The 24468-nt window shown below is 59.6% G+C and carries 18 protein-coding genes and 1 pseudogene; 14 read left to right on the top strand and 5 right to left on the bottom strand.

Annotation, left to right across the window (positions count from 1 at the left end; translation table 11 throughout):
* Nucleotides 1-99 precede the first annotated feature (99 nt).
* Nucleotides 100-1353 carry a beta-ketoacyl-[acyl-carrier-protein] synthase family protein gene (locus L3J03_01025; GenBank protein MCF6289577.1) on the bottom strand — a complete coding sequence of 418 codons (1254 nt, stop codon included), beginning with the start codon at nt 1351-1353 and terminating at the stop codon, nt 100-102.
* 255 nt (nt 1354-1608) lie between these two features.
* Between L3J03_01025 and L3J03_01020 the strand changes: the two genes are divergently transcribed.
* Entirely contained in the window at nt 1609-2523 is a 915-nt protein-coding gene (locus L3J03_01020; GenBank protein MCF6289576.1) for an FAD-dependent oxidoreductase, read from the top strand.
* Between the two features lie 2 nt (nt 2524-2525).
* Here L3J03_01020 and L3J03_01015 read toward each other — a convergent pair whose 3' ends face one another.
* Together L3J03_01015 and glgB are read right to left on the bottom strand one after the other, a co-directional pair.
* Nucleotides 2526-2735 (bottom strand): hypothetical protein, encoded by a 210-nt coding sequence (locus tag L3J03_01015; protein ID MCF6289575.1) that lies wholly within the window; start codon nt 2733-2735, stop codon nt 2526-2528.
* Nucleotides 2736-2858: 123 nt separating this feature from the next.
* Nucleotides 2859-5069, bottom strand: coding sequence for a 1,4-alpha-glucan branching protein GlgB (gene glgB, locus L3J03_01010; GenBank protein ID MCF6289574.1), 2211 nt, complete (start codon nt 5067-5069; stop codon nt 2859-2861).
* A 278-nt stretch (nt 5070-5347) separates the two neighbouring features.
* Here glgB and L3J03_01005 point away from each other — a divergent pair, with 278 nt between their 5' ends.
* The 3 genes from L3J03_01005 to L3J03_00995 all read left to right on the top strand — a co-directional run bounded on the left by L3J03_01005 (nt 5348) and on the right by L3J03_00995 (nt 7075).
* On the top strand, nt 5348-5902 hold the full coding sequence (locus L3J03_01005; GenBank protein MCF6289573.1) for a YqgE/AlgH family protein: 555 nt from the start codon (nt 5348-5350) through the stop codon (nt 5900-5902).
* A 194-nt stretch (nt 5903-6096) separates the two neighbouring features.
* The gene (locus L3J03_01000; GenBank protein ID MCF6289572.1) at nt 6097-6486 is read left to right on the top strand and encodes a YkgJ family cysteine cluster protein; all 390 of its coding nucleotides are present in this window, start codon (nt 6097-6099) and stop codon (nt 6484-6486) included.
* 118 nt (nt 6487-6604) lie between these two features.
* Entirely contained in the window at nt 6605-7075 is a 471-nt protein-coding gene (locus L3J03_00995; protein ID MCF6289571.1) for a 23S rRNA (pseudouridine(1915)-N(3))-methyltransferase RlmH, read from the top strand.
* A 70-nt stretch (nt 7076-7145) separates the two neighbouring features.
* Here L3J03_00995 and L3J03_00990 read toward each other — a convergent pair whose 3' ends face one another.
* Nucleotides 7146-7367: a NifU family protein gene (locus L3J03_00990; GenBank protein ID MCF6289570.1), complete on the bottom strand. Its 222-nt coding sequence runs from the start codon at nt 7365-7367 to the stop codon at nt 7146-7148.
* A 682-nt stretch (nt 7368-8049) separates the two neighbouring features.
* Here L3J03_00990 and L3J03_00985 point away from each other — a divergent pair.
* The 10 genes and pseudogenes from L3J03_00985 to L3J03_00940 all read left to right on the top strand — a co-directional run bounded on the left by L3J03_00985 (nt 8050) and on the right by L3J03_00940 (nt 22409).
* On the top strand, nt 8050-8937 hold the full coding sequence (locus L3J03_00985; protein MCF6289569.1) for a bifunctional 5,10-methylene-tetrahydrofolate dehydrogenase/5,10-methylene-tetrahydrofolate cyclohydrolase: 888 nt from the start codon (nt 8050-8052) through the stop codon (nt 8935-8937).
* Between the two features lie 94 nt (nt 8938-9031).
* Complete coding sequence (gene cooS / locus L3J03_00980) at nt 9032-11035, top strand: anaerobic carbon-monoxide dehydrogenase catalytic subunit (protein MCF6289568.1); 2004 nt, start codon at nt 9032-9034, stop codon at nt 11033-11035.
* Between the two features lie 78 nt (nt 11036-11113).
* Nucleotides 11114-12025 (top strand): annotated as a pseudogene (locus L3J03_00975) (methylenetetrahydrofolate reductase).
* 249 nt (nt 12026-12274) lie between these two features.
* Nucleotides 12275-13765: an acetyl-CoA decarbonylase/synthase complex subunit delta gene (locus L3J03_00970; GenBank protein MCF6289567.1), complete on the top strand. Its 1491-nt coding sequence runs from the start codon at nt 12275-12277 to the stop codon at nt 13763-13765.
* A 63-nt stretch (nt 13766-13828) separates the two neighbouring features.
* On the top strand, nt 13829-16039 hold the full coding sequence (gene cdhC, locus L3J03_00965) for a CO dehydrogenase/CO-methylating acetyl-CoA synthase complex subunit beta (protein MCF6289566.1): 2211 nt from the start codon (nt 13829-13831) through the stop codon (nt 16037-16039).
* A gap of 57 nt (nt 16040-16096) precedes the next feature.
* Nucleotides 16097-17452, top strand: coding sequence for an acetyl-CoA decarbonylase/synthase complex subunit gamma (locus L3J03_00960; protein ID MCF6289565.1), 1356 nt, complete (start codon nt 16097-16099; stop codon nt 17450-17452).
* Nucleotides 17453-17565: 113 nt separating this feature from the next.
* Entirely contained in the window at nt 17566-17754 is a 189-nt protein-coding gene (locus L3J03_00955; protein ID MCF6289564.1) for an FAD-dependent oxidoreductase, read from the top strand.
* A 15-nt stretch (nt 17755-17769) separates the two neighbouring features.
* Complete coding sequence (locus L3J03_00950; GenBank protein MCF6289563.1) at nt 17770-20604, top strand: FAD-dependent oxidoreductase; 2835 nt, start codon at nt 17770-17772, stop codon at nt 20602-20604.
* 5 nt (nt 20605-20609) lie between these two features.
* Nucleotides 20610-21341, top strand: coding sequence for a hydrogenase iron-sulfur subunit (locus tag L3J03_00945; protein MCF6289562.1), 732 nt, complete (start codon nt 20610-20612; stop codon nt 21339-21341).
* A 156-nt stretch (nt 21342-21497) separates the two neighbouring features.
* Nucleotides 21498-22409, top strand: coding sequence for a PEGA domain-containing protein (locus tag L3J03_00940; GenBank protein MCF6289561.1), 912 nt, complete (start codon nt 21498-21500; stop codon nt 22407-22409).
* Nucleotides 22410-22415: 6 nt separating this feature from the next.
* Here L3J03_00940 and tkt read toward each other — a convergent pair whose 3' ends face one another.
* Nucleotides 22416-24422 (bottom strand): transketolase, encoded by a 2007-nt coding sequence (gene tkt, locus L3J03_00935; GenBank protein MCF6289560.1) that lies wholly within the window; start codon nt 24420-24422, stop codon nt 22416-22418.
* Nucleotides 24423-24468 lie beyond the last annotated feature (46 nt).

Genomic DNA, 24468 nt, shown 5'->3' with positions numbered 1-24468 from the left:
TTTATGTGAAGGTCGCCGCCAGGCGCGGTCCTTGCCATGCCGGAGTGACGTTTTCGATTATTTTGTTATGGCCGGCCGGTCATGGTCCGGCCCTGCTGGTCAGTCCCGGGTGTACTTCCTGACGATGACCACCGAGTTGATCCCCACCATGCCGAATGAGTTGTTAAGGATGGTCTCGATCCGGTCCAGTTTTTTGGGCCGGTTGATCACCAGATTGGTAAGGTCGCAGTCCGGGTCGAGTTCATCCACATTGATGGTCGGGTGTACCTGGTTGTCAATGAAAGAGGGCAGGTTGCCGGCCAGTTCGAGAACCCCGGCCGCGCCCATGGCATGGCCGATGATGCTTTTGGTGTTATTTACATGGGTCCTGGCGCTGTTGCCGAATACCGTTCTTATTGCCGAGCACTCCTCAATATCCCCCTGCTTGGTGCCGGTGGCATGGGTGTTGATGATATCGATCTCCCCGGGCCGAAGCCCGGCCCGCTTCAGCGCCAGTTCCATGCACTGGGCCTGGCGCGGCCCGTAGGGCAGGACAAAGTCGCGGGCATCGGAGTTCATCCCGTAACCGACGATCTCACCGTATATTCTCTCAACGCCCCGGGCCAGGGCCCGGTCGAGCCGTTCCAGGGTATAGACGCAGGCCCCCTCGGAGACCACGATCCCGTTTCGTTGCAGATCAAAGGGCCGGCTGGCCCTGGTCGGGTCCTGGTGCATGGCCAGGGCGCCCTGGGCCTTGAAGCTGGCAAAGATTCCAAAGGAGCCGGTGCATTCGGAGATCCCGCCGGACAGGGCCATGTCCACCTCGCCCAGGCGGAGCATCTGCACCCCCTGGATCAGGGCCGCATTGCCGGCGGCACAGGCCCCGCCCACCGAATAATGGGGCCCGGTGATCCCCAGGTTCATGGTGATCTCGCCGGCCGGGTTGTTCAGGACTGTGCGCGGGTTATGGTGATGGGTCCAGTAATCGGTGTTATAGTCGAACTGGCTGATATTATAGATCTCGTTTTCCGTCTCCACGGTGCCGTGTTCGGTAAGGCCGATATAGACCCCGGTCCGGCTCCGGTCATATTCGGAAAAATCGATCCCTGCGTCGTTTATGGCCTCGTTGGCGCAGTAGACCCCGAGACAGCCGGCCCGGGTGCCGCGCTTGTTTTCCTTTTTCTTGCGGTACCTGGTCTCGTCAAAGGAACAGATCCCGGCCGGTGCCGGGCCCATGAAGCGAAGCTCGATCTCCTGGATCTCGCTTTTGCCGGCCAGCAGTTTCTCGCGGTATTCGGGAAGGTTGTCGGCATTGGGCGCTGCCAGGCCGATGCCGGTGATCACGATTCGTTGCTCTGGGGCAAAGGTATCCATGATAGGCGTGTCGTGAGTAATAAAAAAACTCCGGATGGTTCGCAGTGCCCGGATATTTTTGATAATAAGACTGAAAATCCAAAAGGCCGCTACTATAGTCGATCTTATGGGTCCTGTCGACCTTGATTCATGGCCCGACAGTCATTAAAGTACCCTCTGGCATTTCGGTAAACCAGTTTTTTGTTTTCCGTATGACACACGTCCGTCTCGCGGGTTATTGCGAGACCGGCAAATCAAGCTAAAGGAGCAAGCATAATGGACATCTATGATGTTGTGATAATCGGCGCCGGCCCGGCCGGCCTCCAGGCCGCGCTCCATGCGGTCCGGAAAAGGGCCGCGGTCCTGGTCCTCGGCCGGCTGGAAAAGAGCAGCCTCTACCGGGCCCATGTGGAGAACTATCTCTGCCTTGAAGGGGTCAGGGAGGGCAAGGAGTTGCTGGAAATCGGCCTGGAGCAGGTCAAGGGGTTCGGGGCCCAGGTCTGGCCCGAGGATGTCCTGCATATCGAGGCGGTGGATGAAAAGTTCGCGATCGCGGTGGAGTCGGGCCGCAAGATCACGGCCCGGACGATTATCTTTACCACCGGCACCTCCCGGAAAAAGCTGAAAGTGGCGGGTGAAAAAGAACTGGCCGGCCGCGGGGTCAGTTACTGCGTGGACTGCGACGCCAATTTCTACCGCAACGTGCCGGTGGCGGTTATCGGCAATGAGAGCGCGGCGGTGGACGGCGCCCTGACCATGACCGGCTACGCCTCCGAGGTTTTTTTGATAGCCAGGGAACTGTCAGTGTCCGGCAAACTGCGGGACAAGCTCGTGGACGGGCCGGTAACGGTGCTGGAAGGCAACTGGGTCAAGGAAATTGTCGGCGAGAACGCGGTGACCGGGGTCCTGCTCGAGGATGGACGGAATATTGCGGTGCAAGGGGTGTTTATCGAACTGGGGGCCAAGGGCGCCCTTGAACTGGCCACCATCCTCGGGGTCCAGCTCGACATGGAGACCTTTACCCATATCAACACGGATAAGAAACAGAAGACCAATATTCCGGGAATCTACGCGGCCGGCGATATTACCGGTCATCCCTACCAGATGGCCAAGGCGGTGGGCGAGGGCTGTATCGCCGGCCTCAATGCGGCCAACTATGCCTTGAAGCGAAAGAGGGCGGAAGAGAAGTAGAGTTATCTGTCCGCTTCGATCTCACCTGGTGCGCCGGGAAACTCCTTGTTCAGGAACTCGCATTCGCGCGGGGTGAGATCAAAGCGGATCTCCGCCTCCTTGAGCACTGCCCGCCGCTTTTTTTCCGGATAGGCCGCCAGGATATCGCTGACCCAGCAGAGGGCCTGACGGATTCTTTCACCGCTTGGTTGCAGATCGCTGGTCGGGGTCATTTTTTTCCTCCTCAACGGGTCCGGGGAACGACCCTGTAAGATTTTACCGCAGAGGACGCAGAGAGGGTATCATTTTATTTGGTTAACCTTGCGTCCTCTGCGCCCTCTGCGGTGGATTTTTCTTCATTTATCCGTGTTCATCGGTTTCAGGATAATGCCGCCCAGGGGCGGTACAGTGGCGGTCAGATGAAAGGGCGCCTCGCCCCATGGTTCCGGGACCGGGGCCTTGTGGCCGTGGGCGCCGTTATTGCTGCCGCCGAAAAAAGAGGCATCGGAGTTGAATACCACCTGGTAGTGCCGGTTGGCAGGTACTCCGATCTTGTAATCATCCAGGGTCTGGGGGGTGAAGTTGAGCGCGCAGACCAGGTGGTCCCGCTGGTCCCTGGCAAACCGGACAAAGACGATGACCGAGTTGTCCGCATCCTGGAAGTCCATCCAGCGGAACCCCTGATCAGAGAAATCAACCTCCCACAGGGCCGGGTTGTCCCGGTAGAACCGGTTCAGTTCCTTGACAAACTCCTTGACCTGGCCGTGCAGGGGCTCCTGCTCGATCAGGTGCCAGTCCAGGCTGGTCTTGCAGTACCATTCCGACCACTGTCCGAACTCGTTGCCCATGAAGAGCAGTTTTTTGCCGGGGTGGGTCCAGAGATACAGGTAGAGCAGGCGCAGGTTGGCGAACTGCTGCCAGATATCGCCCGGCATCCGGTCGAGCAGCGAGCGTTTGCCGTGCACCACCTCGTCATGGGAGAGCGGCAGGATAAAGTTTTCGGAAAAGGCGTAGTAAAGGGAAAAGGTCAGCGCATTGTGGTGGTATTTGCGGTACAGCGGATCCTTGCTGAAATAGCTCAGGGTATCGTTCATCCAGCCCATGTTCCATTTAAAACCGAAACCCAGGCCGCCCTGGTCGGTCGATTTTGAAACCCCGAAGAAACTGGTCGACTCCTCGGCGATCATCAGCACGTTGGGGAACCGCTGGTAGACCACGCTGTTCAGGTGTTTGAGGAACTCGATCGCCTCGATATTCTCCCGGCCCCCGTAACGGTTGGGCAGCCATTCACCTTCCTTGCGGGAGTAGTCGAGATAGAGCATTGAGGCCACCGCATCCACCCTGAGCCCGTCGATATGAAACTTGTCGAACCAGAACAGGGCATTGGCAATGAGAAAATTGCTGGTCTCCTTGCGGCCGTAGTTAAAGATCAGGGTGCCCCATTCCGGGTGGGACCCCTGGCGCGGGTCCTCGTGTTCGTAGAGCGCAGTGCCGTCGAACCGGGCGATGCTGTGCGAATCGGTTGGAAAATGGGCCGGCACCCAGTCGAGGATGACCCCGATCCCGTTGCAGTGGCACTGGTCGACCAGGTACATGAATTCGTCCGGCCGGCCGTAGCGGCTGGTTACGCTGTAATACCCGGTCACCTGATAGCCCCATGACTCGTCCAGCGGGTGCTCCATCACCGGCATCAACTCGACATGGGTGAACCCCATCTCCTTGACATAGGGGATCAACCGGGCCGCTATCTCTTTATAGGTGAGGAACCGGTCCGGGTCGGCCGGGTCGCGCTGCCAGGAGCCGAGATGGACCTCGTAGGTGGAAAAAGGGCGGTCATAGGGCAGGACCCCGGCCCGGGCCTGCATCCATTGCCGGTCCTGCCATTGATAGGCACTGAGGTCAAATACCATGGAGGCGGTCCGGGGCCGGAGTTCGCCGAAGAATTGAAAGGGATCGGATTTTTCCAGCAGCCGACCGTCCCGGGTCAGGATCTCGAATTTATAGATTTCGTTTTCAGCCAGCCCGGGGATGAACAACTCCCAGATCCCGGATGAACCCAGAATCCGCATCTGATGGATCCGGCCGTCCCAGCCGTTGAAGTTGCCGATCACGCTTACCCGGCGGGCCGAGGGAGCCCATACCCGGAAAAGGACGCCGCTGACATCATCCACCAGGGCCAGGTGGGCCCCCATCCGGTTGTAGAGTTCATAATGGGTGCCGCTGTTAAAGAGATAGCGGTCGATCTCGCCCAGCTGGGGCAGGAACCGGTAGGGGTCGACAAACTCATGGACTTCGCCGTTGTGATAACCGGCCGCCAACCGGTAGGCAAAGGGCTCGCTACAGTCCGGGATCGTGATTTCAAACAATCCCTCGGGCCGGGTTTTTTCCATCTCCAGGCTTTTGTCAAAGGCCAGCAGGCGCAGGGACTGGGCCTGGGGTTGAAAGGCGCGGATAATCGCGGCCCCGGCCGGTTGTTCGACAAAATGAAATCCCAGCACCTGGAAGGGATCATGCTGGTCGGCCCGCAGGAGCCGTTCCAGTTCTGTTTCGATTGAGATTGCGGCCATCTTGACCTCGGTATTTTGTAAGTGTTCACCAGGGGACACAAAAGGAGCAGATCCCCTCGGCCGGTAACCGTTCAGCAGTGCTGCAGATTCGGAATATATAACTGCATACGCAGAATATACCTTTCCTGCGTCCAGATGCAAGATCGCAGCACGGATTCCGACTGTTCAGTGGTCACGCCACTGTTTCGATCTTGACCGGGGATTGTCTCCAATGCTAGTCTTTCGGAACCGATAAGAATCAACGGGCCTTGCGTCCCGCAAAACAAGAGTTGCCGATCATGGAAAGTCTACAGGGATATTTTCTCATCTCCACGCCCCGGATGCCGGACCCGCGTTTCCAGCAGCGGGTGGTGTATATCTGCGCCCATACCGAGGGCGGGGCCATGGGCCTGGTGGTCAACGAGCCCATACCGGACGTAAGCTTTGCCGAGATCCTCCAGGCAGCCAATATCGAGGCCCCGGAAGGGCTGGTCCTGCCCTCGGTCTATATGGGCGGTCCGGTGGGGCTGAACTCGGTCTTTATCCTCTATTCTTCGGATTACCAGGCGCCCAGCCGGCTGGAGGTGACCAGCACGGTCTGTCTCTCCTCCGAGCCTCGGATTCTCAGGGATATAGTGCTCGGCCAGGGGCCGGATGACTATGTGCTGACCCTGGGCTATTCGGGCTGGGCCCCGGGCCAGCTGGAAAGCGAACTCATTGTGGACGGCTGGCTGGTGCTGCCGGCTGAAAACGAGATTCTTTTCAAGACCCCGGATGAGATGAAATGGAAACGGGCCGCGCAACAATATGGAATCGACATCACCCTGTTCGGTGATGTAGTGGGTTCGGCATGAGCAATCTCACGTTTCTCTTCATTTTTTGTCGGTCTCGCAACAACCCGCTCGACGGACGTGATTCGTCTTGTAACTTGTTGATTTTATTGGGTGGCATTTGAAGCCTTTCGGGTTGTTACGAGTTCATCATTTTTTGACGGACTCGTAAAAAAGTCTGATTTCACCGCCGAGGACGCAGAGGGCACCGAGTGAACATGGACGAAAAAATATTCGAGTGCCAACAATGCGGCTATTGCTGCCATGGCCAGACCACGGTGTCGCTGGACGAGGCGGACCGCGGGCGGATGTGCGCCCATCTGGGCATGAGCGAGAAAGAGGTGGCGGAAAAATTCTGGCGGATAAGCGGCAACATCGTCCAGATGAAGATCAGGGACGGCCACTGCATATTCTATGACCAGGGCTGTACCGTGCATCCGGGCAGGCCGTGGCGCTGCCGGGAATGGCCGCTCCACCCCAGTCTTCTGAAGGACGAGGCCAACCTGAGCGCGATCCGGGAATCCTGCCCGGGAATCAACCGGTCCATGAGTTACCCGGAGTTCCGGGCGAAATTCGCCGCCACCCTGGACGGTTCTTCCGAAAAATGACAAACTCGTAACAACCCGAAATGTTTCAAATGCCACTGAACGGAATCAGCAAGTTACAACAAGACCCACGTCCGTCTCGAATGTTTTTACGAGACCGACAAAAACAGCGTGGACCGGGATGAAACTGGAATTACTCTTTCTCGGCAAGACCAGGACCCCGTACCTGGCCGCGGGAATAGACGATTTTACCAGGCGGCTCCGCCACTACACCCGGCTGGAGATCAAGACCATTCGAGAACCCAGGGTCAGGAAAAACGACCCTGATTCACGTTTGATCGAGGCCGAGACCAAAGTGCTGCTGGCCGCGGTTTCAAAAAACAGCCTGGTCGTGGCCCTGGACCCCGGCGGCCGGCCGCTTTCCTCTGAGGAACTGGCCGGCCGGTTGACCGGTTGGGAGGGGAGGGGGATCAAGACAGCCTCCTTTCTCATCGGCGGCGCCCTGGGGCTGGCGCCATCGGCTGTCAAGGCGGCGGACCTGGTCCTTTCCCTGTCGGCAATGACCTTTACCCATGAAATGGCCAGGCTGCTCCTGGTGGAGCAGCTGTACCGCGCCCATACCATTAAGGCCGGTGAGAAATATCATAAATGACCTTTCGGAAACACCCGTTTCCGGAGGGGGCTCAAGGTACCCGGGTGGGGGAAGGGAACAGCTTCCGGGGTCAGATCGATTCCACGGCTTTGATCTCCGGCACTTCGCTTCTGACAAACTGTTCAATACCCTGTTTCAGGGTCATCTGGGACATGGGACAGCCCTTGCAGGCGCCGGTGAGCTGCACCTTGACCACCCCGTCATCCGTGATCTCCATCAGAATAACGTCGCCGCCGTCCCGCTGCAGGGCGGGCCGGACTTTATCGATTGCAGCTTGTACCCTTTCCCGCATTATCTTCTCCTTGAAACCATGGTGAACGCTGACAAAAACCGGTTTTTACAAATCCATCGAATCTAGCTGTTTGCCCGGGAGTTTTTTTGCCTTTCAGCCGTTTTTTTACCGGATTGTCTGTATAGCACAGACATGGCGGAGATACAACCGTTGATAAAGTCATCATTGGTTCCCAGGTGACATTCAGCTATTTTTCAGTTGAGGAATTTTGCCAATTCGAATACGTTCATTAGGGTTCCATGCCCTGGTCGTTGTGCCCGGGGCGTTGAAGGATGCATTCAGGTTTGAGAGGGATACGGTGTTGTCGCTTGGTTTTCCGACAATGCCGTTTTTAGTATGGTTTATAATATTACCAGGCGACTATAGATTTCTTTTTCTCGTCTTCGGAAAAAAAGGGGAGCCCGTACTTTGTGGTGAATTCATTCGAAATCGCCCTTGGACCCTCCTTTCCGAAACCACAAGTCACCACTCTCGCCCCATCCTGCAAAACTTTGGCGGATTTTCAAAATCCTTTCTTGAAAAAAGGTGAAAAACTGGTTAATTTTAAAGGTTCCGTTCCTGGAATTGTCGCATGTCTCTGCCGTTGCAGGTGAACTGATATTCATTTGCCGGTCCCGGAGACCATGTCTGCTTAATAGGTGTATTTAATCATAGTTACGAATTTATCCGGAGGAAACTGCACATGACCGCCAAGATCATCAGCGGCACCGAGACGGCCAGGGCCATTCGCGAGGAATTGAAAGTCGAGGTTGCCGAACTTATTGAAAAACATAATATCACCCCCGGGCTGGTAACCATCCTGGTCGGCGAGGATCCGGCCTCCCAGTCCTATGTTTCCGCCAAGAACAAGACCGCCCATGCCCTGGGGATTCATTCCGAGCAGATCACCCTGCCGGCTGATACCAGCGAGGAGGACCTGCTCGCCGTTGTCGACAAGTACAACAAGGACGGCAAGATCAACGGCATCCTGGTCCAGTTGCCGCTGCCCAAGCATATCAACGAGGCCAAGGTGCTCTTTGCCATTGACCCGGACAAGGATGTGGACGGCTTCCATCCGGTCAATGTCGGCAAGATGGTCCTGGGCGAACAATGCTTCCTGCCCTGCACCCCCCACGGCATCCTCGAACTGCTCAAGCGGAGCGGCGTTGAGACCAGCGGCGCCGAGGTGGTGATCCTCGGCCGGAGCAACATCGTGGGCAAGCCGATTGCCAACCTGATGCTCCAGAAGCGTGAATCCGGCAACGCCACCATCACCCTCTGTCACACCCGGACCAGGGATATGGCCGCCCACACCCGGCGGGCCGATATCATCATCGCCGCGGTGGGGGTTGCCAAGATGGTTACCGCCGACATGGTCAAGGAGGGGGTGGTGATCATCGATGTGGGGGTCAACCGGATCGGCAAGAGCGAGTCCGGCAAGGCCATCCTGGCCGGTGACGTGGATTTTGAGGGGGTCAAGGAAAAGGCCGCGGCCATCACCCCGGTTCCCGGCGGTGTCGGGCCGATGACCATTACCATGCTGATGAAAAACACGGTCCAGGCCGCCAGGCAGGCCGCTGGACTTGTTTAACCCGGCCGGCAGGGCCGGACCATGCCGAACCTGTCCGGTAACAGGACGACAACCGGGTGTCGGCATTTGATTCTTGTTTGAACGAGGTGAAATAATGGCAATCAAGAGAAGTGAGTGCGAAGGCTGTACAGACATCACCTGTGTTTCCACCAAGGCGGTGTTGTCCCAGGATGTGGCCAAAAACGTCAAGACCGCCTATGACCGGATCAAGGCCCGGGGCATGGCTACCTGCCTGTTCGGCGCCGGCGGCACCTGTTGCCGGCACTGCAATATGGGACCCTGCCAGATCATCGACGGCGTTGAATCGATGATCGGGGTCTGCGGCGCCACCGCTGATACCGTGGCGGCCCGGAATTTCGCCCGGATCGTGGCCGCCGGCACCGCGGCCCATACCGATCATGCCCGGGAAATGGTCCGGGGTTTCATTGATACCGCCAACGGGGAAGGGCCGCACCGGATCAAGGACGTGGACAAGCTGATCAGGCTGGCCAAGACCTTTGATATCAAGACCGAGGACCGGGAGGTCAAGGATATTGCCCTGGAACTGGGGCAAAAGGCCCTGGCTGAATTCGGCAACCAGGAAAACACGCCGCTGTCCATGTTGAAGCGGGCCCCGGCCAAGCGCCAGGCCATCTGGAAGAAACTTGGTGTTGAGCCCCGCGGTATCGACCGTGAGGTGGTGGAGACCATGCACCGCACCCACATGGGCGTGGATCAGGACTATGAGAACATCCTGCTCCAGGCCTCCCGCTGTTCCCTGGCCGACGGCTGGGGGGCCTCGATGCTTTCCACTGAACTCACTGACATCATGTTCGGCACCCCGGTGCCGATCCGGGCGATAGTCGATATGGGCGTGCTTAAACCGGACCAGGTCAATATTACCGTACACGGCCATGAGCCGTTGCTGGCCGAGGCCCTCTGTATTGCCGCCTCTGACCAGGAGATCCTCGGCCTGGCCAAGAAGGCCGGCGCCAAGGGGATCAACCTGGCCGGGGTCTGCTGCACCGGCAACGAGATCCTGATGCGGCGCGGCATCCCGGTGGCGGCCGGGTTCGTCCAGCAGGAAATGGTCCTGGCCACCGGCGCCATCGAGGCCATGGTGGTCGATGTCCAGTGTGTCATGCAGTCGGTGGCCGAGGTGGCTGGAAACTTCCATACCGACATCATCACCACCAACTACCGGGCCAAGATGCCGGGCGGGATTCACATCCAGTTCGAGGAACATGAGCCGCTCGAATCAGCCAAGCGGATCCTCAGACACGCCATTGCCAATTACAAGAAACGGGACGCATTTTATATTCCGGAAAAAGAAAAGACAGACGTGGTGGTCGGTTTCAGCCATGAGACCATTAACTACATCCTGGGCGGCCGGTTCCGGGCCAGCTACCGGCCCTTGAACGACAACATCATCAACGGCCGGATCCGCGGCGTCGGCATAATCGTCGGCTGCGACAACTTCAAGCTGGCCGATGATTCCCACGAGGTCATTGCCCGGGAGTTGATCAAAAACAATGTCCTGGTGCTGGCCACTGGTTGCGCGGCAACCTCCCTGGGCAAGGCCGGGCTGCTCCGGCCCGAGGCAGCGGAGTTCTGCGGCAAGGGCCTGGCCGAGATCTGCGAAACCGTGGGCATGCCGCCGGTGCTGCACATGGGTTCCTGCGTGGACAACAGCCGGATCCTGATCGCAGCCACCGAGATGGTCCGCGAGGGCGGCCTGGGCGATGACATCTCCGACCTGCCCGCCATCGGCACCGCGCCCCTGTGGATGAGTGAAAAGGCGGTGGCCATCGGCCAGTACTTTGTCGCCAGCGGGGCCCAGGTAATTTTTCAGAGCCTGCCCACCTCCGGGGCCAAGGTCTTTAACAAGTATCTGCTTGAAGACCTGATGGGCGTTTACGGGGCTCACTGGAACGTGGTCGAGGACCCGGTGGAGATCGCCAGGACCATGATCGCCAAGATCGAGGCGAAACGGGATGCGCTGGGCATCAACAAGAAGACCGAGCGGGTCCTGTTCGACATGGCCATGCGGAGGGATCTCGGCTCCACCGGTCTTGGCGACGCCGGTTGCACCGGTCCGGCCCAGTCGTCGCAACCATGATCTTTCCGGGACCAGCAAGAGCACCCCAACCTGAAACATGGAAGAAAATGAAGCATGGAAGACAAGGATAGATTACCGATGAAATCGGCGAGTCGATTAGAGCGTATCTTAACTGCGGGAGATTTTGCGGTAACCGGTGAGCTGGGGCCGCCCAAGAACAGCGACCCCGAGGTGGTGCGCAACAAGGCCCGGTTGTTGAAGGGCCATGTGGACGCGGTTAATATCACCGACTGCCAGACCGCCATTGTCCGGATGTCCAGTATTGCCGCCGGCCTGATCGTCCAGTCCGAGGGGGTGGAGCCGGTCATCCAGATGACCTGTCGCGACCGGAACCGGATCGGGATGCAGAGCGATATCCTGGGCGCCGCGGCCCTGGGGTTGAAGAACCTGCTCTGCCTGACCGGTGATCATCAGAAGTTCGGCAACCATCCGGGAGCCAAGGGGGTCTTTGACATGGACTCCATCCAGATGCTCGGCATGATGAGGTCGCTGCGCGACGAGGGCCGGTTCCAGTGCGGCGAGGAGATCAAGGGTGAAAAGCCGCGGCTCTTTCTGGGCTGCGCGGCCAACCCCTTTGCCGAGCCCTTTGCCTACCGGGCCCCGCGGCTGGGGAAAAAGGCGGCTAATGGCGCTGATTTCGTCCAGACCCAGATCATCTATAACGTGGAGAAGTTCGCCAGGTTCATGGAAATGGTCCGCGACCTGGGCATTGATGAAAAGGTCTCCATCCTGGCCGGGGTCACCCCGCCCCGTTCCCTGGGCATGGCCCGGTATATGAAAAAATTCGTGCCCGGCATGGATGTCACCGGCGAGGTGATCGAGCGGATGCGGGGAGCCGCGGACAAGGAGGACGAGGGCATCAACATCTGTGTTGATGTTATCAACCAGGTTCGTGAGATCAAGGGGGTGGCCGGGGTCCATATCATGGCCATTGAGTGGGAAAGCGCGGTGCCCGAGATCGTCAGCCGGGCCAGTCTCGGCCCCAGGCCGGTATTTGATGATGAGCCGGCCGCGGCCCTGGTTGCGGCCCCGGCGGCAATCGAGGTCAGCAGGGCCCCGGTCGACAAGAAGGCGGCCGATGATGTTCTTGCCGCGGCCAGGGCAGAGGCTGAAAAGATAATTGCCGCGGCCAGGGAGGAAGCGGGCAGGCCGCAGGCGCGGACCGCGGCCCCGGTTGATCAGGAATTGATGGAAATTGCGGAAGCAGGAGAAGATGAGATGAATGAAAGAGAACGCCGGATGGCGTTGGAGTCTGTTCAGCGTGGTCTTGAATTACTGAAGAGATCCCTTGGATTAAGCGATGATCAATTCGAGGCCCTGACCAATTTTGCCGGGGCCGAAGCCATCTTGCGGAAAGAGCCGGCAGCCCCGGTAACTCCGGCAGCCCCGGCAGCCCCGGCAGCACCGGCAGCACCGGTAACTCCGGCAGCACCAGCAGCACCGGCGGCACCGGCCGTGGATAGCGCGGCAGATGAAGCCAGGACCAAGGCTGCCGAGGAAGCCAAGAAGGCTGCTGAAGTAAAAGCCGCCGCACAAGCCAAGGCTGCCGAAGAGGCCAAAAAGGCCGCCGCGGCCAAGGCTGCCGAACAGGCCAAGGCCGCTGAGGAGGCTAGGAAGGCGGCGGAAGCAAAAGCCGCGGCAGAGGCGAAAAAAGAGGCTGCGGCCAAGGCCGTTGAGGAGGCTGAAAAGACTGCCGAGGCCAAGCCCGCCGCCGCCCCGGCCGCTGCCGCTGATTTCGGGGTTGCCGCGCTGGCCGGTGAGCCGACACCCCTGGCCGATCGATCGACCAAGGTTCCGGTTGACACCTACCGGACCCGATACAGCGGCTCCATCCGCCAGGTCACCCTGGGCAGCGACGACAACACCGTTCAGGTCGGCGGGGCCGACTCCATGCCCTTTCAGCTCTTTGAAGGCGAGATGCCGAACAAGCCGCTCATTGCCATGGATGTTCCTGATATCAAGCCGGAAGAATGGCCCGGGACCCTGACCCGCCATTTTGCCGACGTGCTTGACAGCCCGGTGGACTGGGCCCGGAAATGTGTCAAGGAGTACCAGGCCGAGGCGATCTGTCTCTCCCTGGTCTCCACCGACCCCAACGGCCTGAACCGGTCATCGGCCGATGCGGCCAAGACCGCGGCCGAGGTGATCAATAACATCGATGTGCCGATCATCCTCTGGGGCTGCGGCAACGCTGACAAGGATACCGAGACCCTGCGGGAGGTCACCGCAATGATCGGCAGCAAGAAGGTCTGCCTGGCGCCGCTCTCCGATGCCAATTACCGCTCCATCGGCGCCACGGCCATGGCCTTCCAGTATCCCATGGTCGCCGCCTCTCCCATTGACGTCAACCTGGCCAAGCAGCTCAACATCCTGCTGGAGAATCTCGGGGTGTCGCTTGATTCGGTACTCATCGACCCCTCTGTCGGGGCCCTGGGCTACGGCATTGAGTACACCTATTCGGTTATGGAGCGGATCCGGTTGGCCGCCCTGACCCAGCAGGACGAGAAACTGCAGGTGCCGATCATCTGTAACCTGGGCCGCGAGGTCTGGAAGGCCAAGGAATGCCGGCTGCCCTCGGACCCGCTCCTGGGTGATCAGGAGCAGCGCGGCGTGCTGATGGAGGCGATTACCGCTTCCTGTATGCTGCTGTCCGGCGGCGAGGTATTGATCATGCGGCATCCCAGGGCCATCGCCCTGACCAAGTCGCTGGTCAACGGCCTGATCGGCTGAATGCCGTGACCATGAACAACCCAGTTGATCCTGTAAAAATATTTCTCTGCTAAGGAGTCTCCGATGTCAAAAATTATCTGTTCAGCCGCTATTCGAGGTGCCCACAAGATTGTGGACATGGCCGAGGAAAAGTATGAAGAAGCGCTGAAGAAACACGGTCCTGAACAAGAGGTCGCCTTCCCCAACACCGCCTATTTCCTGCCGGTCATTTATTCAATGCTGGGCGCCAAGGTGGAAAAGCTGGGGGATATGAAGGATATCTTCCAGGAATGCCGCAAGCTTCTGCCGGAGATGGTCAGCGATGAGATCTGGCTGCCCTACCTGGCCTCGGCCCTGGATGCGGGCATGGCCACCTTTTTTGCCGAAGAGATGTATGAGGCGGTCCGCTATTTGAACGAGCCTGATTTCTACACCAAGACCGAGGATCCCACTGCGGACAATATCTGGCTGGGCGCGGCCGACGATATCATCTTCCGTAAGCGGGGGGTGGAGTTTGTTGACGGCACGGCCCCCGGGTTTGCCGCGATCATGGGTGCGCCGCCCGACAAGGAGATCGCCAGCAAGATCGCCCTGGAACTGCAGGAGAAGAACCTCTATATCTTCATGCATGACCATGATCACGCCTCTGGGAAGAGCATGCCCGAGCAGCTCGTCGACAACAAGGTCCAGGTCGGCTGGAACACCCGGCTGGTGCCCTTTGGCCGGAGCTACACCTCGGCGGTCTTTGCCATTGGTTTCGCCTGCCGGGTGGCCATGGCCTTCGGCGGGATCAAGCCCGGCGACTACCGGGGCAACCTGATCTACAACAAGGACCGGACCTTTGCCTTTGTGATGGCCTTCGGACCGGTTTCCGACGAGTGGTACGCCAATGCCGCCGGCGCCATCAACTGGGGCTTTCCCACCATCTCTGATTACGACATCCCCGAGGTGCTGCCCACTGGTATCTGTACTTACGAGCACGTGGTCAGCAACGTACCCCACGAGGAGTTCGTCCAGAAGGCCATTGAGGTGCGCGGTCTCAAGGTCTCGATCACCAAGATCGACATCCCCATGTCTTTCGGTCCGGCCTTTGAGGGCGAGCGGGTGCGCAAGGACGATCTGTTCATGGAGTGCGGCGGCGGCCGGACCCCGGCGGTCGAGGTGCTCGTCTCCAAGGACATGGGCGATGTCGAGGACGGCCTGGTCATTGTCGAGGGTCCGGACATCAAGGATATCGAACAGGGCCACAACCTGCCGTTGGCCATCCTGGTCGAGGTGGCCGGCCGGGAGATGCAGTCCGACTTCGAGCCCATCCTCGAGCGGCAGTTCCATCACCTGATCAACTACATCCAGGGCATCATGCACATGGGCCAGCGGAACATCATGTGGCTCCGGATCGGCAAGGCCGCGGTGGAGAAGGGTTTTTCGCTTGCCCACATCGGCAAGGTGCTGCACGGCAAGCTCCACCAGGAGTTCGGCGCGATCCTCGACAAGATCCAGGTCAAGATCTATACCGAGCCCGACCAGGTGGAAAAGGTCCAGGAAGTGGCCCGCACGGTATATGCCGAGCGCGACGAACGGCTGGGCACCATGACCGACGAGACCGAGGAGATTTTCTACTCCTGTACCCTGTGCCAGTCTTTCGCCCCCAGCCATGTCTGCGTGATCACCCCGGAGCGGGTGGGCATGTGCGGGGCCTACAACTGGCTGGACGGCAAGGCCTCCTATCAGATCAACCCCACCGGCCCCAACCAGCCCATTGAAAAGGGCGAGTGCCTTGACAACAACCTGGGCAACTTCAAGGGGATCAATGATTTTGTCAACCAGGCCTCCCGCGGCGCGGTGCCCGAGGTGGCCTGCTATTCACTGATGACCAACCCGATGACCGCCTGCGGCTGTTTCGAGGCCATTGCCGCGATGCTGCCCCAGTGCAACGGGGTGATGATCGTTAACCGCGATTACCGGGGCATGACCCCCAGCGGGATGAAGTTCACCACCCTGGCCGGCATGGCCGGCGGCGGGGCCCAGACCCCCGGTTTCATGGGGGTCAGCAAGCATTTCCTCACCAGCCGCAAGTTCCTCAAGGCCGAGGGCGGGCTCAAACGGCTGGTCTGGCTGCCCAAGATGCTCAAGGAAGAGATCAAGGACAAGCTCATCGCGCGGTGCAAGGAAGAGGGGATGCCTGAACTGTATGAAATGATCGCCACTGAAGAGCAGGGTGAGACCGAGGAGGAGATCCTCAAGTTCCTGAAGGAAAAGGGGCACCCGGCCCTGGAGATGGAAGCGGCGGTGTAAGGATCACAACGATATTCTGCATGCTTTGAATGTATAGATAAACGTGGAGGAACGGTAATGGCTTTAACTGGTATTCAAATCCTGAAAATGCTCCCCAAGACCAACTGCGGGGAATGCGGGATACCGACCTGTCTGGCCTTTGGAATGAAGGTGGCGGCCGGGCAGATGGAAATCGGCGTATGTCCGTATGTGAGCGATGAGGCCAAGGAGACCATTGGCGAGGCCTCGGCGCCGCCGATCCGCACCATCAAGCTCGGGGCAGGGGATGCCGCTTTCACCGCCGGCGGCGAGACCTGCATGTACCGGCATGACCGGCGGTTCGAAAATCCCACCGGCATCGGGGTGCTGGTCACCACCGGGATGGCCGGCCAGGATGTGGACGGCCGGATCGAGCGCTTTAACAGCCTGCGCTATGAGCGGGTCGGGGTATTGATGAAGGCCGATATCATCGCGGTCAAGGATGCTGACGGTGATGGAGCCGCCTTTAGCGGATTGGTCAAGAAGGTCCTGGACACCGCGGCCGACGCCACCCTGGTGCTGATGAGCGACAACCCCGAGACCCTGGCCGAGGGGGCCAGGCTCTGCGGCGACCGCAAGCCGCTCCTGTACGGGGCCACTGCCGGTAATGCCGATGCCATGGCCGGGATGGCCAGGGAGGCCGGCTGCCCGCTGGCGGTCAAGGGCGTTGACCTTGACGACGCGGTGACCCTGTCCGAGAGCTTGATCAAGGCCGGTCTCAAGGACCTGGTCATTGATACCGGGGCCCGGACCATGCATGCCGCATTCGAGGACAACATTGTGGCCCGCCGCGCCGCGGTTACCAAAAAATTCAAGCCGCTCGGCTTTCCGACCATCGTCTTTCCCGGCGAGATGACCGACGACCCGCTGATGGAGGCGATGATCTCCTCGGTGCTGATCGCCAAGTACGCCGGGATGATTATCCTGTCCGATCTCCAGGGCGACACCCTCTTTCCGCTCTTCCTGGAACGGCTCAACCTGTTCACTGATCCGCAGCGGCCGATGGTGGTGAAAGAGGATATCTATCCGATCAACGGTCCGGACGAGAACTCGCCGGTGCTGGTCACCTGCAACTTCTCGCTCACCTACTTCATCGTCTCCGGCGAGATCGAGGGCAGCAAGGTGCCTTCCTGGCTGCTGATCAAGGATACCGAGGGGCTGTCGGTGCTCACCGCCTGGGCCGCCGGCAAGTTCGGCGCCGACCTCATCGCCCAGTTCCTCAAGAAGAGCGGCATTGAGGACAAGGTCAAGCATCGCGACCTGATCATCCCCGGGTATCTGGCCACCATCAAGGGCGAGATCGAGGAGGAACTGCCCGAGTGGACCATTACCATCGGCCCGCGCGAGGCCGGACATCTGCCCGCATACCTCAAGGAGTGGAAGCCGGCCTCTTAAGACCGTGTCTTGCTCCGGCAGGGAAAGGGAACAGGTCCCGGGCCACCGGGATAAGAAATCTTGTTGATTTCGACATGTTGCGCGGTTGTTAACTTTGAACCTGGAGTTACATTATGGCTGAAGTAAAGAAGAGCAGAGCCGGATCCGTGATGGTGGTCGGCGGCGGTATCGCCGGTCTCCAGGCGGCTCTTGATCTGACCGACCTGGGATACTATGTCTATCTGGTGGAAAAATCCGCTGCCATTGGCGGGGTGATGGCTCAACTGGACAAGACCTTCCCGACCAACGACTGTTCGCTCTGAATCCTGGCGCCCAAGTTGGTCGAGGCCGGTCGGTCTCCAAATATCGAGATTCTTACAAACGCCGAGTTTCTTTCACTGGATGGAAGGCCCGGTAAATTCACCGCCAACGTCCGGATCAATCCCCGTTACATCAATGCGGACGACTGTACGGCCTGCGGCCTGTGCACCACCTACTGTCCCCGGCACCAGGTCGACGAGTACAACGAGGGACTGGCCATTACCCGGCCGATCCATATCGACTATCCCCAGGCGGTGCCAGCCACCTATTTCATTGATCCGCGCAGCTGTCTCTATCTCCAGCATGAGACCTGCCAGATCTGTGTGCCGGTCTGCCAGAGCAAGGCCATTGATTTCAGTCAGAAACCCGAGGAACGGGCCCTGGAGGTCGGCGCGGTGGTGCTCTCGCCCGGTTTCGGCCGGGTTCCGGACCAGGCCCTGGCCAAGTATGGCTACGGCAAACATCCGGACGTGGTCACCAGCCTGGAGTTCGAGCGGCTGCTCAACCCCTCCGGCCCGTTCCAAGGCGAGGTCCGCTGTCTTTCCGACCAGCGCCATCCCCATAAGATCGCCTTTATCCAGTGCGTGGGCTCCCGGGATCTGGGCTGCGACAACGGCTACTGCTCCTCGGTCTGCTGCATGTATGCGATCAAGGAGGCAATGGTTGCCAAGGAGCATGACCCCGAGGCGGAGATCACCATCTACTACATGGATATCCGCACCCAGGGCAAGGACTTTGACGCGGCCCAGCAGCGGGCCGAGGACAAGGGGATCAAGTTTGTCCGGGCCCGGGTCGCCGATGTGATGCCATGGGGCGATCACCTGCAGCTGACCTATGCCACCATGGACGGCAGTCACCGCTTTGATCCCTATGACATGGTGGTCCTTTCGGTGGGCCTTGATTCGCCGGCCGATGCCGGCAAGCTGGCCGCGATCAGCGGGATTGAGTTGAATGGATACGATTTCTGCGCCACTGATACCTTCAGCCCGCTGGACACCTCCAGGAAGGGGGTCTTTGTTGCCGGCGCCTTCCAGGGCCCCAAGGATATTCCGGAGAGCGTCACCCAGTCCAGCGGGGTTGCCGGGGCGGTTTCCTCGCTCTTAAAGAAGGAACGGGGCAAGGGGATCATCCATAAGAGCTATCCCGCTGAAAAGCCCCTGGATGAAGAGGTGCGGATCGGGGTCTTTGTCTGCCATTGCGGGATCAATATCGGCAGCGTTGTCGATGTGCCCGGGGTAAGCAACTATGCCGGGGACATGGAAAACGTGGTCTACTACACTGAAAGCCTTTACAGCTGCTCCCAGGACGCCCAGGAGGTGCTCAAGGAGAAGATAAAGGAGCATCGGCTGAACCGGGTGGTTATCGCCGCCTGTTCGCCGCGGACCCATGAGCCGCTCTTTCAGGAGACCCTGAAGGATGCCGGGCTCAACCGCTCGCTGTTTGAAATGGTAAATATCCGCGATCAATGTTCCTGGGTCCATGCCAACGAGCCCGAGGCGGCCACTGACAAGTCCAAGGATCTGGTGCGGATGGCGGTTGCCAAGGCCCGGTTGATCCAGCCCTTGCCCGAACAGACCGTGCCGGTGACCTCCAGGGCGCTGGTGGTCGGCGGCGGGGTGGCCGGGATGACCGCGGCCCTCAACCTGGCTGACCAGGGTTTTCATTGTTTCCTGGTAGAGAAAAAATCTTCGCTGGGCGGCTTTTTCCAGCATCTCGACCATGTCAAGAAGCTGGCCGGTCAGGTCAGGAAAAACAAGAAAATCGATCTGTTCACCTCGGCGGAACTCCTGCAGACCAGCGGGTTTGTCGGCAACTTCTCCTCGGTGATCAAGAGCGAGAAGAAAAAGGGCCCGGTCGAGGATACCATTGATCACGGGGTGATCCTGATCGCCACCGGCGGCAGGGAACATCGGCCGGCAACCGTGCTCAACAATCCCATTGATTTTTCCGCCAAAACAGTGCTCACCCAGCAGGAACTGGAAAAGAGCCTTGCCGGCAAGAGCAGGAACCGGGCCCCGGATTCGGTGGTCATGGTTCAGTGCGCCGGCTCCCGGGGCGACGGCCTGGGCTACTGCAGCAAGATCTGCTGTAGCAGCGCTGTAAAAAATGCGCTCAAGATCAAGGAGATCAACCCGAAGTCTCAGGTAGTGGTTCTCTTTCGTGATATCCGGACCTACGGGTATAACGAGGATATCTACCAGCAGGCCCGGGAGCAGGGGGTTCTCTTCATACCCTATACCCTGGACCGGAAACCGGCCATTACCCAGAAGGGCAACAGGATCGAGGTCTCCTTTTTTGACCCGATTCTCCGGGACGAGGTGAACCTGAAGCCGAAGATGCTGGTGCTGTCCACCGGGATCGTACCCGAGTCCACCGACTATTTGAGCAAGCTGCTCAAGGTGCCGGTGAATCAGAACCGGTTCTACCTGGAGGCGCACGTCAAGCTGCGGCCGGTGGAACTGCCGGTTGCCGGCGTCTATGTCTCCGGCCTGGCCCATTCGCCCAAGCCGGTTGACGAGATCATCGTCCAGGCCCAGGCCGCGGCGGCCAAGGCCGCCATCCCCATGGTCAGGGGGTATGTCTCAGTGGATCCGATCGTCTCCAACGTGGATAAGGAGACCTGCATCGGCTGCAGCCTGTGCGCCTCCCTCTGTCCCTACCAGGCCATCCGGATGGTCAAGCAGGATAAGAAGAAAAAGGCGGAAACCATTGTTGCCTCATGCAAGGCGTGCGGCATCTGCGCTTCCCATTGTCCGACCTTTGCCATCTCCATGGGCGGGTTCACCAACGAGCAGATCGTCTCGCAGATCGAGGCGTTCGGCGGGATCAAAGAAGAGGCAACCGAGGAATAACTATTATGAGTCAGGAACAATATAATCCCAAGATTCTGGGTTTCTTGTGTAACTGGTGTTGTTACGCCGCCGCTGATGCGGCCGGGGTATCCCGCTACCAGTACCCTCCCAACCTGCGGACCATCCGGGTGATGTGCACCGGCCGCATCGATCCCACCTTTGTGATGCGCGGGTTCCTGGCCGGGGCGGCCGGCATCTTTGCCGGTGGCTGACAACCTGGTGAATGCCATTACCAGGTTGGTAATTACGATGCAATGGGAATGGATGCGCTGGTGGGAATGGCGCTCAATGAAGTCGGGATCAACCCGGAACGGTTCTCGCTCCAGTGGGCCTCGGCCGCCGAGGCGCCGCGCTTTGTCAAGCTGATCACCGATTTCACGCAACTTGCCAGGGAACTGGGACCGCTGGGTGAGTCCGAGGGGATCGAGCCGGCCGAATTGACGGCCCGGCTGGAAAAGGCCCTGGCAGTGGTCAGCGACCGTAAGGTGCGGATGGTCTTTGCCAATGCCACCAAGGGGTTGCGCAAGGAAGGAGATTTCACCCGGGAGCATATCAGCGAGGTGATTGCTGAAAAACTGGCCAAGTCTCTGTCCAAGGCCTTTGCTCCGGTCCCGGCGGGGCAGGAAAAAAAGGCCGAAAAGCCGGCCCGGCAGGAAAAAGAAACAGAGAAAAAGCCGGCTGCCAAGAAGAAGGCCGCCGCCAGGAAAAAGGCCGCTGCCAAGAAAAAGAAATCCTGAGGCACGCACGTAATCCATCTTTAAAAACCCGGTTCTCTTTGAGTTCCGGGTTTTTTTTTGTGAATAAAAAAATCAAGTCGATTGCATCCTAACCATCTCCGGCATATAATAGAATAACCATCTCGCTAATTTATCGTCTCCGCAGGGAGGGGCATCGTGAAAAAATACCATTCTTTCTTCTGGCTCTGGATGATCATGACCGCAATGGTTGCCGGGCCGGCTGCGGCCGGCGGCGACCTGCAGGTTGTCGGGCCGCCGGGTACCCAGGTCTGGCTCAGTGGTCAGCTCCAGGGCAAGCTGGGGGCAGCCGGTCTCTATATCGAGGACCTCGAAGGCGGGGAGTATAACTTCAAGGCGAAAAACCGCGGCAAAATTCTGACCGGAAACGTGGCGATCAAGAACGGCCGTACCCTGGAGGTGGTCCTTGACTTTGATGAATCAACAACGGTGGAGGATATCAACCGCAAGGTGCTGCTGCTGATCAGCCGCGGTGACAGCGGTGACCTGGTGCTTCGTTCCTTGCCCCTGCATGCCCGGATTTCACTTGACGGCAAGGAGATCGGCAGGGGTGACAAACAGGTCCACAACCTTGGCCCCGGTGAACATACGGTCAGATTTGTCCTTGGCGACCAGGTGCTTGAGAAAGCGATTACCGTCGCGGCCCGGGAGACCTGGGTCGTTAAGGCGGATTTCCGCCGGGAACAGATCGTGGTTGAGCGCACGGACAGCGGCCACGGGCTGGAGATGATCGTTATCCAGAATCTATCCGCCCGGCAGCCGACCCTGTTTCCCCACCAGAAGCACCAGCAGTTTCTTGAATGCAAAGAATGTCATCACGGCATGGATGAGAACGGGAAACAGCTCCCCTATGAACCGGAGATGAGGATACTTGCCTGTGTGAGCTGCCATAACTCCGAGATGGGCAACAAGAGTCTCAACAGCCTGAAGCTGGCCGGCCACTCCTTGTGCAAGGGCTGTCACCGGAAAATGGCCGACCAGGGCCGGATCGGTCCGATTGCCAGGTGTATCGGCTGCCATTTCCGGCCTGGCAGGAAAACAGCGGAATAGTTCGCCTTAGAGCAGTCTGTTGGCTGCCTCCACCACTTTTTCGGCGGTGATGCCGAACCGGCGGTAGAGTTCCGTCATCGGCGCCGAGGCCCCGAAATGATCCAGGCCGATTATTGCGCCGTCTGCGCCCACATAACGGTGCCAGCCCTGGGTTACGCCGGCCTCCACCGCCACCCGGGCGGTGATTGCCGGCGGCAGGACCTGGTCTTGGTACTGCCGGTCCTGTTTGTCGAACAATTCCCAGCTGGGCATGCTCACCACCCGGGCGGCCACCCCTTGCGCCGCCAGGATCTCTGCCGCGGCCAGGGCGATATGAACCTCCGAGCCGGTGCCGATCAGGATGACCTCCGGCCTGTTCCCGCCGAAATCCTTTAATACATAGGCGCCCCGGGCAAGTCCAGCGGCAGGGGCCATCTGGTCCCGGTCCAGGGTGGGCACCGACTGCCGGGTCAGGGCCAGCACGGTGGGCGTCCTGGCCGACAGCACGGCCTGCCGCCAGGCCTCGGCACATTCATTGGCATCGCAGGGCCGGATAACGTTCAGGTTGGGGATGGCACGCAGGGAGGCCAGTTGCTCAACCGGTTGATGGGTCGGCCCATCCTCGCCCAGGGCGATGCTGTCATGGGTAAAGACATAGATCACCCGCTGCTCCATCAGGCTGGCCAGCCGGATGGGCGGGCGCATATATTCGGAAAAGATCAGAAAGGTGGCGCCATAGGGAACAAAACCGCCGTGCAGGGCCATGCCGTTCAGGATCCCGCCCATCCCGTGTTCGCGCACCCCGAAATGGATGTTGCGCTGGTCATAGCTGTCCTGCTGAAAGCCGGCCTCGTTGTTGATCAGGGTCTTGGTGGACGGGGCCAGGTCTGCGGAACCGCCCATCAACGCGGGCAGATTGCCGGCGATCCCGTTTAATATCTGCCCCGAGGTGACCCGGGTGGCCTTGCCCCTGGCATCGGCCGGGAACACCGGGATATCCCGGTCCCAGTCTTCCGGCAGCCGGCCGGCCAGTCTCTGTTCCAGTTCCTCGGCCGCTTGGGGATGGTCCCGGCGAAAGGCGGCCAGCCGGGCCTGCCAGTCCGCTTCCTGCTCCGCCCCCTTGTCCTGATTGTTGGCAAAATGGCCTGAAACCTCTTGAGGTACAAAAAACCGGGTTTCCGGCCAGTTCAGGTTGGCCCTGGTGTTCCTGATCTCTTCCGCGCCCAGGGGCTCGCCATGGGCCTTGGGCGTGTCCTGGCGGTTGGGGCTGCCATAGCCGATCAGGGTACGGACCGCGATCAGGGACGGTTGCGAGGTCTCGGCCCGGGCCGCGGCCAGGGCCTGGTCAATGGCCTCCAGGTCGTTGCCGTCCGCCACCCGCAGGACCTGCCAGCCACAGGCCTCGAACCGCTTGCCGGTATCATCGGTAAAGGCGATATCAGTATGGCCCTCAATGGAGACATGGTTGTCGTCGTAGAGAAAGATCAGCTTGCCCAGGCCGAGATGACCGGCCAGGGAAGCCGCCTCGTGGGAGATGCCCTCCATCAGGTCGCCGTCGCCGACAATGCCGTAGGTGTAATGGTTGATGATTTCATGGCCGGGCCGGTTGTAGCGGGCCGCCAGGTGCTGCTCGGCCATGGCCATGCCCACCCCGTTGGCAAAGCCCTGGCCCAGGGGGCCGGTGGTGGTTTCAATGCCCGGGGCATGTCCGTATTCCGGGTGGCCGGCGGTCTTGCTGCCCCACTGGCGGAAGTTCTTGATATCGTCCAGGGAGAGATCATACCCGCTCAGGTGGAGCAGACCGTAAAGGAGCATGGAACCGTGACCGGCGGAGAGCACGAAACGGTCCCGGTCCGGCCAGGCCGGGTTGGCCGGGTTGTGGCGGAGGAAACGGGTCCAGAGCACATAGGCCATGGGCGCGGCCCCCATCGGCATGCCGGGATGGCCGGAATTGGCCCGGTCTATTGCATCGATGGCCAGGAAACGAAGGGTGTTGATGCAGAGTTCGTCCAGGCTGGCGGTGTTGACATTCATTTTTAACCCCTTTGCAGATAAGTGATAAAGAGAAGGCCAGGCGAGT

The sequence above is a fragment of the Desulfobacterales bacterium genome, from assembly GCA_021647905.1.
In the GTDB taxonomy this organism is placed as follows: domain Bacteria; phylum Desulfobacterota; class Desulfobulbia; order Desulfobulbales; family BM004; genus JAKITW01.
This window is presented reverse-complemented; position numbering and strand designations above follow the sequence as displayed.